The organism is Hanstruepera neustonica, from assembly GCF_002895005.1.
GTDB classification, from domain to species: Bacteria; Bacteroidota; Bacteroidia; order Flavobacteriales; family Flavobacteriaceae; genus Hanstruepera; species Hanstruepera neustonica.
The window spans coordinates 652,543-669,157 of the sequence record NZ_POWF01000001.1; the positions used below are offsets into that span (position 1 = coordinate 652,543).

A 16,615-nucleotide genomic window follows, 5' to 3' on the forward strand; every position below is an offset into this window, starting at 1 on the left:
TACATGTTTGTCTCTTATACTATTAATGCAGATGTGAAACAATACGCATCTTTAAAGAACCTATTGAAATTTAAATGTAAAAGATTATGAAGTATTCAAAAGAAATTTCAAACAAACTAAACGAATTATTAATCAAGAATTATGATGCAGAAAAGGGATACCTTAATGCTATGGATAATGTAGATTCTTCAACCTTAAAAATGTTCTTCAAACGTCGAGCATCTGAAAGAAGCGAATTCGCCAAAGAGTTACGAACAGAAATTCTACGTTATGGCGAAATTCCTGAAGATTCAGGAAGCTTCAAAGGTACTGTACACAGAAATTGGATGAGCCTTAAAACGTTATTTTCATCTAACGATGAAGAAGCTATTTTAGAAGAGGCCATTCGAGGTGAAGAAAAAAATCTTGAGGAATATAAAGATATTCTTAAGGATAGAACTTTACCACCAAGTATCGATTCTATATTGATCAAGCAAAAAAACGCTATTCAAGCAGCTATCAATACAGAGAAAGTTCATGAAGAATTAGTATCATAAATCTATAATTAGATTTATTAAAAGTGCGGCTTTTAAGCCGCACTTTTTGTTTACAACTGTTTATAACTTTCGTTCGAAAAACTAATAATTATTCCTAATTTTAACCTTCTTATTTTTCAAGAAAAATCAGCTTTATGTACTTAATTTTTGATACAGAAACAACTGGATTGCCAAAGCGTTGGGATGCACCTATTTCGGATACCGATAATTGGCCTAGAGCCATTCAAATTGCTTGGCAGCTGCATGACGAAATGGGTCGTTGTATAGATCATCAGGATTATTTAATAAAGCCCGATGGTTTTAATATTCCGTTTGATGCCGAAAAAATTCATGGTATTTCAACCGAGTTGGCAGAAGAAAAAGGTATGCCGTTATCAGAAGTTCTTGAAAAATTTAATGAAGCCTTAAATAAAACCAAGTTTATTGTTGGTCAAAACGTTGGGTTTGACATCAACATCATGGGTGCTGAATTTTTCAGAGGTGATGTTGCAAATAAATTGCAGGAATTACCAGTGCTCGATACCTGTACCGAACACACTGCTGAACTCTGTCAGATCCCTGGTGGTAGAGGCGGTAAGTTTAAACTGCCAACGTTAACCGAGCTTCATGAATTTTTGTTTGATACGCCCTTTGCGGAAGCCCATAACGCTACTGCCGATGTTGAGGCTACAACACGTTGTTTTTTCGAGCTAATCCGACGAGAAGAATATACTCTTGAACAATTGGATGTTCAGCCAGATTATTTTCAGAAATTTTCAGCAGCCAATCCGCAGGAAATTGAACTCATCGGTTTAAAGCACATCAATCTTCAAAGAGAAAGTGCTAAAATTCGTGAGCGCATTCAAAGGCAGCAAACCGATACGATTTCCACAGAGGAAATAAAACAAAATATATCTGATTTAGCTGACGTTGATTTTGTGCATTTGCATAATCATTCTCAATTTTCAATACTACAATCTACCATTAGTATTCCAAAACTGGTGGCATCTGCAGCTAAACATGGCATGTCTGCCGTTGCATTAACGGACCATGCGAATATGATGGGTGCCTTCCACTTTGTAAAAGCAACTAATAATCATAACAAATCGGTTGAAGAGAAGAATAAGGCAGCTATTGAAAAGGGTGAGCAACCAACTGCAAAAAAAATAAAACCAATTATTGGCTGTGAGTTTTTTGTTTGTGAAAATCATTTGGACAAAAACCGAAAAGATAATGGCTATCAAGTAGTCCTAATAGCCAAAACAAAAAAAGGCTATCACAATATGGCCAAGTTGTCCTCTATTGCCTACACGCAGGGATTTTATTATGTGCCACGAATTGACAAGGAGCTTATCAAGCAATATAAGGAAGATATATTGGTGCTAACCGGTAACCTTTATGGCGAAGTTCCCAGTAAGGTCTTGAATGTTGGAGAAATTCAAGCCGAAGAAGCTCTTTTGTGGTGGAAACAAGAGTTTGGGGATGATTTGTACATTGAAATTATGCGCCACAATCAAGAAGATGAAAACCGGGTAAACCAAGTCTTGATTGAGTTTTCAAAAAAACATAACATTAAGTTAGTTGCCACTAACAACACGTATTATACTGAAAAAGAAGAAGCCAACGCGCATGATATTCTACTATGTGTAAAAGATGGTGAAAAGCAAGCCACACCGATTGGTCGTGGACGTGGTTATCGTTATGGATTACCAAATCAGGAGTACTATTTTAAGTCTTCTGAAGAGATGAAAGCGCTCTTTAAGGATATTCCTGAAGCCATTTTAAATATTCAGGAGTTGGTTGATAAGGTAGAATCCTATGAACTGGCACGTGAAGTTTTGCTTCCAAAGTTTGATATTCCTGATGAGTTTAAGCACCCTGAAGATTTGAACGATGGTGGTAAACGTGGAGAAAATGCCTTTTTAAGACATTTAACTTATGAAGGCGCTAAAAAGCGCTATGGTGAAATTACGAATGACATCAAAGAACGCCTTGATTTTGAGCTTGAAGTTATAGAAAAAACAGGATATCCAGGCTATTTCCTGATTGTTGAAGATTTTATTCGAGAAGCCAGAAATATGGATGTCTCGGTTGGTCCAGGGCGTGGTTCGGCAGCAGGATCTGTGGTAGCATATTGTTTATGGATTACCAATATTGACCCTATTAAGTACGATTTACTTTTTGAGCGCTTCTTGAATCCTGATCGTGTGAGCATGCCTGATATTGATATTGATTTTGATGATGAAGGTCGCGGTCGCGTTATGGATTACGTAATTAAAAAATATGGTAGTAGTCAGGTAGCACAAATTATAACCTACGGAACCATGGCAGCCAAGTCTTCAATTCGGGATACGGCTCGGGTGTTAGATTTACCGTTATTTGATGCTGATAGAATTGCCAAATTAATTCCAACCATGTCCAAATTAGGAAAGATTTTTGGTTTAGACGAAAAGGAATTAAGCAAAAAGTTTAGAGCTGAAGATTTAGAAAAGGTTAACCAACTCCTCAATATTTCAGATGGAGAAGATTTAGAGGCTGAAACCGTAAATCAAGCGCGCGTTTTGGAAGGTTCGGTTCGTAATACAGGCATTCATGCCTGTGGTGTGATTATTACACCTGATGATATAACCAATTTTGTTCCAGTTTCAACAGCCAAAGATTCTGAACTTTATGTCACGCAATTTGACAACTCGGTTGTTGAGGATGCTGGTTTGTTGAAAATGGATTTCTTGGGATTAAAAACCTTGACGCTGATTAAGGATACTGTGAAAATTGTAAAAGCTAAACATGGTATCGAACTGGATCCTGATAATTTTCCATTGGATGATGAAAAAACTTATGAATTGTTCCAACGTGGTGAAACAGTAGGTGTGTTCCAGTACGAATCTCCTGGAATGCAAAAACACATGAAGGATTTAAAACCAACGGTTTTTGATGACCTTATTGCCATGAATGCCTTGTATCGTCCAGGACCTATGGAGTACATCCCAAGCTTTATTGCACGTAAGCATGGACGTGAAGACATTGTTTACGATTTACCTGCCATGGAAGAATACTTAAAGGAGACCTATGGTATTACAGTCTATCAAGAGCAGGTGATGTTATTGTCTCAAAAGTTGGCAAGTTTTACCAAAGGTGAAGCGGATGTTTTACGTAAAGCCATGGGTAAAAAAATATTTGCTTTACTGGAAAAACTCAAGCCCAAATTTTTAGATGGTGGTGAAGCCAATGGTCACCCACGTGATGTTTTGGAGAAAATCTGGAAAGACTGGGAGGCTTTCGCGAGTTATGCCTTTAACAAGTCGCACTCTACGTGTTATGCTTGGATTGCTTATCAGACAGCATATCTTAAAGCCCACTATCCTGCGGAATACATGGCAGCTGTGTTGTCCAATAATATGAATGATATCAAGCAGGTGACTTTCTTTATGGAGGAGTGTAAGCGTATGAAATTAAACGTTCTTGGGCCAGACATTAATGAAAGTTATTATAAGTTTTCAGTAAACCAGGATAATGCTGTGCGTTTTGGCATGGGTGCCATCAAGGGTGTTGGACATGGAGCCGTTAAAACCATTGTAGAAAATCGGAAACAAGAAGGGAATTATAAATCCATTTTCGACTTTGCCAAGCGCATTGATTTGCGTGCGGCTAATAAAAAAGCTTTTGAAAATTTAGCATTGGCTGGAGGATTCGATTGTTTTAAAACAACACACAGGGCACAGTATTTTCATGATGATGGTGATGGTATTACCTTTTTGGAAAAAGCCATTAAATATGGTGCCAAACATCAAGAAAATGAGAATTCTGCACAAGTCAGCCTGTTTGGAGAGTCCAGTGATGTGCAAATAGCAGAACCTCAAGTCCCACCATGTGAAGAATGGGGAACTATGGAGAAGTTGGCTCGCGAAAAGGAGGTTGTTGGTATTTATATCTCTGGTCATCCATTGGATGATTTTAAAATTGAAATGAAAACATTCTGTAATGCTACAATTGGCTTATTTAATAACTTGGAGCCTTATGTCAATAGGGAGTTAACATTTGGTGGTGTCGTAACCGATGTTCAGCATCGTGTGAGTAAACAGGGTAAAGGTTGGGCATTGTTCACCGTGGAAGATTATACCGATAGCTATGAATTTCGAATATTTGGTGAAGAATATTTGAAGTTCAGGCACTTCCTGTTAAAAAATTCATTCGTGTATATAAAAGTGTTTGTTAGAGAAGGATGGACCAATAGAGAAACTGGCAAAAAGAGTGATCCGAGACTTCAGTTTAATAATTTTCAATTGTTGCATGATGTAATGGATACTTATGCTAAAAAGCTTTCAGTTCAATTGAATATCAATGATTTGATAGAGTCTAGAATAGAAACCCTAAAGGAATTGTTTACCATGCATAGAGGTGATCATGCGCTCAATTTTGTGATTTATGATAATGATGAACAAATTAAATTAAGTATGCCAAGCCGCAAACAAAAGGTCAAAATATCTCAAGAGTTATTGGATGAATTAGAGAATAATGAGGTGTATTATAAGTTAAATTAATGTTTTGAAGTTTTTGAGTAGGCTCATTATAACACCAAACAATAAAACTATAGTTAAAACAAATTGTCAGTGTGTAAGCTTTCGCATTTTTTTTGACTAATTTTGCATAGAAAATTGAAGTAAAACAGATTTAAAAAATAAATTATGGCATTAGAAATAACAGATGCAACGTTTGAAGAAACAGTATTAAAAAGTGACAAGCCAGTAATGGTAGATTTTTGGGCTGCTTGGTGTGGTCCATGTAGAATGGTTGGTCCAATCATTGATGAGATTAGTAACGAGTATGAAGGTAAAGCCGTTGTTGGTAAGGTTGATGTAGATGCTAATCAAGAGTTTGCTGCTAAATATGGTGTACGAAATATTCCAACAGTTTTAGTTTTTCAAAACGGAGAAGTTGTAGGTCGTCAGGTAGGTGTAGCTCAAAAAAGTGCTTACACGGAAGCTATCGACTCGCTTTTATAAAATACTTTCTAAAAGAAATGATAAAAGGTTTGCCCAAACGGCAAACCTTTTTTAGTTTAGACACCAATGGATTTACAACAGGAACTCAATAAAGCAGGTGGATTCAAAAATCTAGAGCTACTGGCAAAGCAGGTAGTTGAGGGTTTTATTGCAGGTATGCATAAAAGTCCATTTCACGGGTTTTCTTCAGAATTTGCCGAACACAAAATCTATAATCAAGGTGAGAGCACGAAGCACATTGATTGGAAACTATTTGCTAAAACTGATAAGTTGTTTACCAAGCGGTATGATGAGGAAACCAACCTTCGTTGTCACTTGATTATTGACAATAGTAGTTCCATGCATTATCCTAAATTATCGAGTTTTAGTTTGGATAGTTTAAACAAAATAGCATTTTCAGCTTTGGCGTCCGCCTCTCTAATGCACATTTTAAAAAAGCAACGTGATGCTGTGGGTTTAAGCATTTATAGTGATAATTACGATTACTATGCTCCCGAGAAAGGCAGTGAACGACACCACCAAATGCTGTTACATCAATTAAGTGATATGGTTGTCAATCAGCCTATAAATAAAAATACAGATACCTACACCTATTTACATCAAATAGCTGAAAAGATTAAAAGACGTTCCTTGATTTTCTTTTTTACCGATATGTTTCAGACATCTGAAAGTCAGACTAAATTATTTGAGGCTCTACGGCATTTGAAGTTCAATAAGCATGAAGTGGTTTTGTTTCATGTGTTTGATAAGAAAAAGGAACAGCAATTTGAGTTTAGCAATACCCCGAAACGATTTGTGGATGTTGAAACAGGGGAGCATATCAATCTGTATGCGGAGAATATTAAGGAAAATTATGAAAATGCCGTTACAGCATATTTTAATGATATCAAACTAAAATGTACCCAGTACAGAATAAAATATGTAGAAGCGGACATCAATAAAAATTTTAATCATATTTTGACTACCTATATGATTGAGCGGCAAAAGTTTTTGTAGGAAACTTTAAAATAATTTTAAAAAAGGTTTGACTTATAAAAAAAGCCGTGTATATTTGCATCCGCAATTAAGCAACGGTCTGGTAGTTCAGTTGGTTAGAATGTCGCCCTGTCACGGCGAAGGTCGCGGGTTCGAGTCCCGTCCAGACCGCAAAATTGCTTAAGCTCCTAAACTTGGAGCTTTTTTTAGCAATAAAATTTAGTTGTGTTGTTTCTGACAATTTTGTCAGAATGTAGTGAGATTCCTTATTTAATTAGGGGCTTACCGATGGAAAGCTTTCCTTTTTTCTTCTTGAAAATAGGGATGCTTTTTTGTTTTGGAGCTGATTTCAAGAACAATTAAAATGTAAGAAAAATCCGTTATATGTGTATTTTATCGACATAAAAAGTATTTCATCGATTATTTAATACAATCACATTACCTAAATCTATATTTACAGACCTTCAAATAAGTCCCTAAATCGAATTATTCAGCTTATTTTAGGTAAATTAATCCATTTTAGACATAATTTTGTCTGTTTCCCTCATGTTATAAATATTGATTTAAAGCCTTTTGGCATTTAAATATTTAAGGTTAATAATCCATTCTTCCCTCGACAGCGATTTTTAATTTAAAAATCAATTTAATAGTAAAAAATTAATAGCAAACTGTTGTTTAACCCTAAATCAACTAACATGAAAACCTTAAAAATTACTTTGATGGCAGCCATTTTTTGTACAACCCTTACTGGATTAAGTATTAAAAGTGACGTGCCTACCACTGAACCTAAACAAGAAAAAGTAACATCACAAGAAGATTTTTCTTATGCCTTTGCAGTTAAAAGGCATGTTAAGAGAGGAGAGGTTCCTTCAAACGGATAATTTCTTGCCATATTATATGATTCTCATGAGCCTCTACTTGTTGTAGGGGTTCATTTGTTGTATATAATTTTATAGGCATTATCATTATTGCACTAAAATTTGATACATTTGAGAACATAGCTAACGATTATGTTCCCAAAAAAACTATTTTTTTTATTTTTTTTCCTCTCTTTTTGGACTCTTGACGCACAAGAGTCCAAAACAATTTCTGTTCTAGATAGCCTTTTTTATTATCGGTCTTTAGCTGAAGATCAATCGCAAGATTTGGATTATCGTATCAAAAGTGTTAAGCGAGCTATTCACTTTGCCAATATATCCAAACGAGATACGTCAATATTGAAAACCAAACGTTTATTGGCAACCCTCTACTTAAATAAGATTAGTAGAAATGAGATGGGTGTTGATTCTTTATATACCTTAAATCATCAAAACCTCAAATTAGCAAAAAAACTAAAAGATACAGTTGCTCTTGGGTATATAAGTAATGTTTTAGCATATTGCTCGAGGAAAAAGTTTTATGCAGACAGCGCTTATTTTTATTACTATAATACATCAAAGTATTTTGAATCTCAAAATATGCTGGATCAGCAAGCTGACGCCATTTATTATATGGCCGATATCCAATTTGAAGAGCGCGATTATGTGGGCTGTGAGAATACAGCAGCAAGAGCCATTAAGCTCTATGAAGAAATGCCTCAAACCGAAACTACACTTGATAATCTTTGGGGTTTATATAACCTAATTGCTATTTCGGCTGACGAACTAAAACTATTTGATCAAGCGATTGAATATCATTATAAGGCATTGTCTTTTAGTGATAAAATGGAAGATAACTATCTCTATACTTTATATTCCAATAGTAATATTGCCCTTATTTACAAAGAATTAAAACAGTATGATAAAGCTTTAAAAATCTATCAAGATTTGTTTGAAAATAAGTCTCTTTTGATGGAGGAACCCAATAATTATGCCCTGATTCTGGGTGACTATGCGCATTTAAAACATTTAATGGGGAACTATCCGGATTCTGAAATAAAAAGTATGCTTCATGAGGCCTATAAAATTAGCGATAGTATTAACAGCAAATCCGGAATAATGTCAGTTGCTTTAAATGCTTCTGAATACTATTTAGACAAAAATGAACTAGACTCTGCTAAATATTTTTCCGCGATAGCTTATAATCTAGGTAAAAAGTCTTCTACGCATGATGTCGTGTTAAATGCATTAAAACTAAAATCAAAAATTGATACCACTGATACCTCTTATTTGAATGAATATGTCAAATTAAGTGATAGTTTGGTCAACAAGGAACGCGCCATTAGAAATAAGTTCGCGCGAATTGAATTGGAAACAGATCAATTGGAGTTAAAAAATCAGCAAATAACACGCGAACGTATGTGGCTGTTGATTTTATCCGCTGGGTTATTGATAACATTAGTGTTGTTATATATCATTATTTCTCAACGTGCCAAAAACAAGGAGTTGAAGTTGGTTCAGCAACAACAGGAAGCCAATGAAGAGATTTATAACCTCATGCTGTCACAACAAGACAAGATTGATGAAGCCCGATCCATTGAAAAGAAACGCATATCTGAAGAATTACATGATGGCATTTTAGGACGATTATTCGGAACACGATTGAGTCTGGATAGTTTAAATTTAAGCACCAGTGAAGAAGCTATAAAAAGCAGAGAAGGCTACATCGTTGAGTTAAAAAACATTGAACAGGAAATTAGAAAGGTGTCCCATGAATTAAATACAGAATTTGTTTCAGGTTCTGGGTATGAAGATATTATTGCCACATTAATTGAAACCCAGTCGGATGCCTATGGTTTCAAGAGCGATATCAGTATTGAAGGGGATATTGTTTGGGAAGATGTACCGAATAAAACAAAAATTCACATCTACAGAATTATTCAGGAGTCGTTGCAAAATATTTATAAACATGCCCATGCTACCCATGTAGAGATTAGTTTTAAACTAAAAAATAATGTAATTTGCTTGTTCATTACAGATAATGGTTCCGGCTTTGATGTCAATAAAGCCAAAAAAGGTATTGGTATTAAAAACATGAATTCCAGAGTAAAGGAAATTCAAGGAGACTTGGAAATTACTTCAGAAAAAGATGTAGGAACCAGCATTTTAATTAAAATCCCAATCTAACCGAATAAAAAGTAACACCGCATGGAAGAAACGATTCGTATACTCATGACTGATGATCACCCAATTATTATTGAAGGGTATCAAAACACACTGTTGGCAACTAAAAAAGACAATCAAAAGTTATTGATTGATATCGCTAATAATTGTGATGAATCGGTGAAGTTTATGCAACGTGCTGTTGATTCGAACAAGCCTTATGATGTATTGTTTATGGATATTAGTTTGCCACCATCGGCTGATGGGAAATTTAATTCAGGCGAAGATTTGGCAAAATATGCCAGAAAAGTAATGCCTGAAGCTAAAATTGTTATGCTCACCATGTTTAATGAGAACTATCGTGTTCATAACCTAATTAAAAATATCGATCCGGAAGGCTTCTTAATAAAAAGTGATTTAACTTCAAGTGAATTGGCCAGTGCCTTTCAAGCCGTACTCAATAATCCGCCATTTTATAGCGGAACTGTGAATAGTATAGTCAGAAGATCCATTACCAATGATATTGATATTGATGATATTGACAGGAAAATTTTGTATTTACTATCTCAAGGTATCCGAACCAAAAGTTTAAAGGATCATATCGATATGTCCATGAGTGCTATTGAAAAACGTAAAAAACAACTAAAATTACTTTTTGATGTGCAGGATGGTAATGACGAGACACTTCTTGATGAAGCTAGGAGGAAAGGTTTCATCTAAAAATTCTTTCAAAAAATGTTAAAATTGGATATTTCTGTATATTCTTGAGGATGTGTAAAGTCTATCTATCACTAACTTTTACGGTTTTTCCGTAACAAGTCTACGGTTTTTCCGCAACAGAAATAGGTTTATTATACATACATTTGATATATCAACGACAGATTTGATGAATCCCTCAAAAAATTTGTTGATAATAGCATTTACACAGACCTCGTGGTTTTCAAACTAACCGAAAATCATGAGGTTTCTTCTTTTAAAAGGAAAAAATACTGCTTTTATAGTCCCAAACGGTAGATATAAAAAAGCCAAGATAGATAACAGCCACTAGGAATTTAATGAAGGTTCCGGTAAGAAAACCCAGCAATGAGCCGAATGCAGCTCTCATAGCCGTTTTAGAGTCAGATTTATTGATTAGTTCGCCGACCAAAGCGCCAATAAAGGGCCAAACTATTATACCTAAAGGACCAAGAACAGGAAAAAAAATGGCTACCAGTAAACCTATGGTTGTTCCAATCATACCATATTTACTGCCTCCAAACTTTTTGGTTCCCATAGCTGGAATAATGTAGTCCAAAGCAAAAACCAAAAGGGCAATCACTAATGTAATTCCCAAAAACACCCAGTTGTCTGCAACAGCATTTGTTAGATAAAGCAGTAATAAGCCTATCCAGCTTAAGGGAGGGCCAGGTAAAACAGGTAAAAAACTACCTAAAATACCGGCTAACATAAAAAGAAACCCAATACAGGTTAAAAAAATATCCATATGTTTTTGTTTGTATGACGAAGATAACTAAAGAATGTTACAAGATTTAATATTGTTGATGGTTGATATTTTTAATAGTGTCCTGATAATTTCCTAAAAAATTGTACTTTTCGGTTTCATAACTAACTATGAAAAAAGGCTATTTAATTATTGCTTTTATTGTTTTAACGTCTTGCAACTACTTTGACGTAAAAAAAACATCTTCGGAAGCTATTTTAAATGAAGAACTCAAAACATTTAATTGGAGTGAGGTAGATGAATATCCGACGTTTGCAATATGCGAGAAAGAAACAACTAAAGAAGGCAAGAAAGCATGTTTTCAAAATACATTGACCCAAGCAATCACCAAAAATATACAAACGGACACTATAGTTGTTTCCCAAAATCTAAATGATACGTTGATAATCAAGTTTCAAATTTCAGAGAAAGGCAAAATGTCCATTCAAGATTTTAAAGTAGACTCAATAACATTATCCGAGATACCCAATATCAAGAAGTTAGTAAATGCAAGTTTAGATTCCTTACCTCAAATTTATCCAGCCATAAAACGTGGGCAGCAGGTAAAAACAGCTTTTACACTTCCTATTGTTATTCAAGCTAATTAAAAACGAATTGCTAGTTTGCGCATGAGGCGCAGAATTTCAGCATATAACCAAACCAGAGTAACCAGTAATCCCCAAGTGGCCAGCCACTCTTTTTCTTTTGGTGCTTTATTTTTATGGCGTTCTATATAGTCAAAATCCAACAATAGCGATAATGAGGCAAAAATAGCAGCAACAATATTAAAGGCTATAGCCCACCACGATGTTCCCCAAATAAAAACCTTGATGCCAAAAAAGCCTAAAATCCAAGAAATAATATAGGTTACAAAAATACTGGCGCAAGCTGTCACAATAATACTTCGTAACTTTTTGGTAACCACAATCAAACGGGTTTGATATAAAATCAGCATGACCAAAAATGTTACGATGGTAACTCCAATGGCTTGATAAGGCATATCAGGAAATTCAGCTTGAATATAACTGCTGAAACCACCTAAAAAGCAACCTTTAGCTATAGCGTAAAGCGGGACAAGAAATTTTGCCCAATGTTGTCTTACTGAAATAATAATACTAATAACAATGGCTGCAAGCATACCACCTGTTGTAAACCATTTTACTGGATAACCATTGCTATGTAATTTCCATATAGCAGCAGTAATGCCTGCAATAATAAAGATAGAGACTAATGACTTTATCAGGATACCCGTAACAGTCATGGTTTTGACAGATCCGTTATTGTCTTCCCAAAAATAGTCTGAAAATGCAGGGTTTGAAGTTTTGTCTAAACGCACTATAAATTAATCTTGTAGCCTATAGCAAAATCTATTGGGAAATTATCGCTATTATCAATAAAAACAGCATAAATGTCATGATATGCCAATGTTATAAAGCTGTTTTTTGTGATTTTAATGTCTGCACCTATTCCTAAAATAAAAGGGACTTGAACTCCAGTGCTGGAAATATCTTCTGAAATAAGAGCTCCTGGATTGGTTACATCAGGATAATAAACTGTTCCTTCAGCATGTCCATAGGTTACAATTTTTAAATTACCATAAAAATTAAAGGTCTCCTTATTTATAACTCTAAACCGATAGCCAATCGCCAATTGGGTAGATGAATATTCAAAATCATCATGTTCCAATGCATGTCTTAAATGAAAGAACAAAGCGTGGCGGGATAAATTATTTTCTTCAAAAATTTCAAACTCCAATCCGAAAAAAGGTCCTGATTGATTACTAGGGTTTTGTGCAAAAGGATGATTGGTCAACCCGCCAAAAGCACCTAAACGGGATTGTATTTTGGCACGACCCTCATAATTATAGTTTAAATCAGAAGTTGCATTATAGGTATTCAAATACTCTTTGAGACTAAATAAGGTCAAGTTTACTTTGTCGGCATTTAATCCATAATCTTGAGTTAAGTTATTTAAAACGGTTTTATATTCCTCTTGATACCTATTCGTTTCTTCACTTTTAGTATTGACTAATTCCTGAATATTTCCATCTTTAGTTCTTATGAAATATCGGTATTTGCCATCAAAAATGTTCCACAATAAATCTAGATTGCCGTCAACTTCTGTTTTTAGTTCTAAACTTTCATTATTGATGGTATAGGTGTTTTGAGTAAAACCTGAAATACTTATAACAATAAACCCGATCACTAGAAATAACTTTTTCATTTTTTCATTTTTTGGATACTTGTAAAACTATAAAAATTAAACGACATGTTGTATATCATTTAGCTATTTGTGAAATGACCTATTCTTCCATTTATAACCTTTAAATGTTGCCAAAAAAGCAACCAATGACACAAAAAATGGATACAAGGAACTAGATAAAACAAAAGTTAAAACAGGAACTTTTTGATCAAAGAATTCACTTGATTTATGAATAAGTATATAGTCTACTACCATTTTTAAAATGATTGCGAGACCTAGGGTTGTCAAATTTACCTCAATTGTCAGGACTAGTAGAGCCAGAATGATCAGTAAATAATTTGCAAGCAATACAATTAAGCCTGTAACAAGCGAAAAGAGGTTTTTGTAACTAGAAGCCTTTGAAGCCCAGCGAATGCGTTGGGAAATTAGACCGCTCCAGTTGGATGGTGGTTTTGTGGTTACTATGGCATTTTTTGATTTAAGATAAGCTACACGACTAGGGTTTTCTTTCACGGCCTTTTGCAATAGGAATACATCATCACCACTGGCTATATTTAAATCACTTTCAAATCCGTTAAGTTTCTGAAAAAAAGACTTTGTATAAGCGAGATTGGCACCATTGGCCATAAAGGGTTTTTTGATGCCAAAACTACCAATGGTAGTTCCCATCAAACTCATAAAATCCAAATTTTGAAAGTGCTCTAAAAAAGATTTTGGTTCTTGAAATTTAACTGGTCCAGTAATGAGAAAATGGTCTTGATTTTGAATAAAATTATCAAATGCTTTTAACCAAGTTTTGGGTAGCAGGCAATCGGCATCAGTGGTCAAAATCCAGTCATGTTTGGAATAGGAAATGGCTGTTTTTATGGCATCTTTCTTTGGTGATTTTGTGTCCACAACATTTTTTAAAACGATCCAGTCTAAAGGATAGTCAATAAGATGATTTTTAATAATCGAAACGGAATCATCGGTTGAGTTGTCATCAACAAAAATAATTTCAAAATGGGTTTTAGGATATTCTAACCGTTTAATGGAATCAATGATTTCTTTGAGGTTTTCGGCTTCGTTTCTAAAGGGAATAACAATCGAGAAATTAGTTTGGGGTTCGGTTGATATCGATTCAAATTGCTTGACTTTATCAAACCCAAAAACAAAGCTCCCAATAAGAATGAGATAACAACCTAATATGATGAACGTACCAATAATCATACTGTTTGTTTAGGGAGTTTGAATTTTAAAACGTACATAGCACCTAACAGACTTGGCAAAACAACATTTAGTATCCACATAAGCGTCACCACACTTAAAATGCTCAAGTTGCTTATTTTGATTACAGAAAACAGGTAAACAGCCACACTGCCTTTGAGAACAACATCAAAAATAGCAAGTGTTGGAATAATGGATGCTAGAAGATACATAGTTGTAATAATTGTCATGGCATCAACATAGTCCAAGGTTAATCCAAACATTTTAAGTAGAAAGTAAAATTGAAAGGAAAAAATTAAATATCGAATGATTGAAAACAATAACCCCTTGAAATAAATATACCATGGAATTGAGGTATAAAATATTTTGGCCGTCGACATGGAAATGCCTCTTATGGAAAAGTTACTTTTTTTCAATCCTATAATGGGAAATATGACAATTATGAAAATGACAACACCAATTCTAAACACTTTATAATACTCAATGTCCAAAGAATATTTTGAAAAATACAAGTAACAACCCAAAAAGCCAAATAATACGGTAGTAGCCATTTGCATAAAGTTCCCTAATAAATTTAGTGCTAATATCTTTTTAGTGTCACTCCTGGAATAATACATGGCTTTGACTCCGTATTCACCAATTCGATTTGGTGTAAATAAGGATGCGGTTAATGACCCAAGACTTTGTTCCAGTGAATTTAAAAAAGATATTTTTTTAAAAAACGACACTAAATGTTGCCATTTTAAAATTTCAAAAAACCAATTAAAAATGCTTAAAATCACTAAAAAAACGATGTTTTTTGCGGTAAAAGCGTCATTTTTTGATAAAAACTGGCCAAAAACTTGAAAATCTAACTCGTGGTTGGTTGTCAACTTGTGATAGATAAAATAAAAAGCACCAACAACTATACTTAATTTAATAAGTACAAAAAAGAATTGTTTAGTTTTGTAAGGAACGGCTCCAAACATATACTTGAGGTCGCAGTTAAATTTTTACAAAATAAAACATAAAAGTTATATGAAGTCATTTTTTGCCAATTATAGATTTTACTGCTTAATCATCGGGTTTTTATTCATTGTAGTTGATAGCTTTGGACAGAGCGAGGCCAGTAGATGGAAAGGGCAATTTGCTATTGGAATTAATAGTCCTAGCTCAAGTGGATTTGTACCTGGCTTTGAAGCCAAGCCAATCAATTTTCCAACAATTAATCTTGGTGTACAGCGTATGTTTAGACCACAATATGGCGTAAAATTGGATTATGGCTTTAATCGAATAGCTAACAATGGCGATTCCCCGTATTTTAAAATAAACTACAGCAGAATCAACGCGCAGTTTGTTTATGATGCTACAACTTTAATGACTTTTTTGCCAACGCATATAGGGATTGTAGGACATGCTGGTCCTGGTATGTCTTTTATAAAGCCATTAAGTGATTACGCGGACAATAAGAATATATTTTTCAATGTCATGGCAGGGATTGAGTTTCATTATGCCATAACACGAACGTTTTCAGCTTATTTAGACACGTCTTATATATTTGGTTTTGGAGGAGATTTTGATCCAGTGACAGAAGGCTACGGTTCCTTTAACGGGAATTTGTTAACGGTTACTGTGGGTGTTTCCATTTCTTTAAGCGGTTGCTATTTTTGTGAATAATGAGCAAAGAAAAAATTATTTTAGGAATTGATCCTGGCACAACCATCATGGGTTTTGGTCTCATAAAAGTTGTAGGCAAAACGATGTCGTTTATGCAGCTTAATGAATTGGACCTGAAAAAATATGATGATCATTATTTAAAGTTGAAGCTTATTTTCGAACGCACCATTGAACTCATTGAAACCCATCATCCAGACGAAATTGCTATTGAAGCACCTTTTTTCGGTAAGAATGTCCAAAGTATGTTGAAATTAGGCCGTGCGCAAGGTGTTGCCATGGCAGCTGGATTGTCTCGTGAAGTGCCCATTACAGAATATTCGCCAAAAAAAATTAAAATGGCTATTACTGGAAATGGTAATGCGAGTAAGGATCAAGTAGCCAAAATGCTGCAAAGTTTGTTGCAATTAAAAGAACTACCAAAAAACTTGGATGCCACCGATGGTCTGGCTGCTGCGGTATGCCATTTCTATAACCAAGGACGTGTTAGTGTTGGTAAAAGTTATTCAGGTTGGGCTAGTTTTGTTAAGCAAAATGAAGACAGGGTAAAGAAATAGATTA

General features: G+C 34.6%; 15 protein-coding genes and 1 tRNA gene. 11 read left to right on the forward strand and 5 right to left on the reverse strand.

The annotated features are described in order from the left end of the window. The first annotated feature begins 86 nt into the window (after positions 1-86). From C1T31_RS02925 to C1T31_RS02960, 8 genes are all read left to right on the forward strand, one after another. The gene (locus tag C1T31_RS02925) at positions 87-536 is read left to right on the forward strand and encodes a ferritin-like domain-containing protein (protein ID WP_103050955.1); all 450 of its coding nucleotides are present in this window, start codon (positions 87-89) and stop codon (positions 534-536) included. Positions 537-670: 134 nt separating this feature from the next. Continuing rightward, positions 671-5,056: a DNA polymerase III subunit alpha gene (gene dnaE, locus C1T31_RS02930; RefSeq protein ID WP_103050956.1), complete on the forward strand. Its 4,386-nt coding sequence runs from the start codon at positions 671-673 to the stop codon at positions 5,054-5,056. 144 nt (positions 5,057-5,200) lie between these two features. Beyond that, complete coding sequence (gene trxA / locus C1T31_RS02935) at positions 5,201-5,518, forward strand: thioredoxin (RefSeq protein ID WP_103050957.1); 318 nt, start codon at positions 5,201-5,203, stop codon at positions 5,516-5,518. A gap of 66 nt (positions 5,519-5,584) precedes the next feature. Further along, positions 5,585-6,514 (forward strand): DUF58 domain-containing protein, encoded by a 930-nt coding sequence (locus tag C1T31_RS02940; protein WP_103050958.1) that lies wholly within the window; start codon positions 5,585-5,587, stop codon positions 6,512-6,514. Between the two features lie 76 nt (positions 6,515-6,590). Then, positions 6,591-6,664, forward strand: a tRNA-Asp gene (locus tag C1T31_RS02945). 524 nt (positions 6,665-7,188) lie between these two features. Further along, positions 7,189-7,374, forward strand: coding sequence for a hypothetical protein (locus tag C1T31_RS02950; protein WP_103050959.1), 186 nt, complete (start codon positions 7,189-7,191; stop codon positions 7,372-7,374). A 264-nt stretch (positions 7,375-7,638) separates the two neighbouring features. Then, positions 7,639-9,537 carry a tetratricopeptide repeat-containing sensor histidine kinase gene (locus tag C1T31_RS02955; RefSeq protein WP_243398883.1) on the forward strand — a complete coding sequence of 633 codons (1,899 nt, stop codon included), beginning with the start codon at positions 7,639-7,641 and terminating at the stop codon, positions 9,535-9,537. 21 nt (positions 9,538-9,558) lie between these two features. After that, positions 9,559-10,233 (forward strand): response regulator, encoded by a 675-nt coding sequence (locus tag C1T31_RS02960; RefSeq protein WP_103050961.1) that lies wholly within the window; start codon positions 9,559-9,561, stop codon positions 10,231-10,233. Between the two features lie 253 nt (positions 10,234-10,486). Here the strand turns inward: C1T31_RS02960 and C1T31_RS02965 are convergent, their stop codons facing one another. Next, positions 10,487-10,996 (reverse strand): DUF456 domain-containing protein, encoded by a 510-nt coding sequence (locus C1T31_RS02965; RefSeq protein WP_103050962.1) that lies wholly within the window; start codon positions 10,994-10,996, stop codon positions 10,487-10,489. 128 nt (positions 10,997-11,124) lie between these two features. Between C1T31_RS02965 and C1T31_RS02970 the strand changes: the two genes are divergently transcribed. Further along, entirely contained in the window at positions 11,125-11,601 is a 477-nt protein-coding gene (locus C1T31_RS02970; RefSeq protein ID WP_103050963.1) for an energy transducer TonB, read from the forward strand. Here the strand turns inward: C1T31_RS02970 and C1T31_RS02975 are convergent. The 4 genes from C1T31_RS02975 to C1T31_RS02990 form a co-directional block, all read right to left on the reverse strand. Further along, positions 11,598-12,329: a Bax inhibitor-1/YccA family protein gene (locus C1T31_RS02975; protein WP_243398884.1), complete on the reverse strand. Its 732-nt coding sequence runs from the start codon at positions 12,327-12,329 to the stop codon at positions 11,598-11,600. The two genes, C1T31_RS02970 and C1T31_RS02975, sit on opposite strands and share 4 nt — an antisense overlap. Then, positions 12,329-13,216 (reverse strand): hypothetical protein, encoded by an 888-nt coding sequence (locus C1T31_RS02980; RefSeq protein WP_103050965.1) that lies wholly within the window; start codon positions 13,214-13,216, stop codon positions 12,329-12,331. The genes C1T31_RS02975 and C1T31_RS02980 overlap by 1 nt, the downstream gene beginning before the upstream one ends. Before the next feature lie 63 nt (positions 13,217-13,279). Beyond that, complete coding sequence (locus C1T31_RS02985; protein ID WP_103050966.1) at positions 13,280-14,404, reverse strand: glycosyltransferase family 2 protein; 1,125 nt, start codon at positions 14,402-14,404, stop codon at positions 13,280-13,282. Further along, entirely contained in the window at positions 14,401-15,369 is a 969-nt protein-coding gene (locus C1T31_RS02990; RefSeq protein WP_103050967.1) for a lysylphosphatidylglycerol synthase domain-containing protein, read from the reverse strand. The genes C1T31_RS02985 and C1T31_RS02990 overlap by 4 nt, the downstream gene beginning before the upstream one ends. A 49-nt stretch (positions 15,370-15,418) precedes the next feature. On the opposite strand from C1T31_RS02990, the gene C1T31_RS02995 reads away from it, so the two are divergent. Together C1T31_RS02995 and ruvC are read left to right on the forward strand one after the other, a co-directional pair. Further along, positions 15,419-16,057 carry a cell envelope biogenesis protein OmpA gene (locus C1T31_RS02995; RefSeq protein ID WP_103050968.1) on the forward strand — a complete coding sequence of 213 codons (639 nt, stop codon included), beginning with the start codon at positions 15,419-15,421 and terminating at the stop codon, positions 16,055-16,057. After that, a complete protein-coding gene (gene ruvC / locus C1T31_RS03000) occupies positions 16,057-16,611 on the forward strand; it encodes a crossover junction endodeoxyribonuclease RuvC (protein ID WP_103050969.1) in 555 nt (184 codons plus the stop codon). Before C1T31_RS02995 ends, ruvC begins: the two co-directional genes overlap by 1 nt. Positions 16,612-16,615 lie beyond the last annotated feature (4 nt).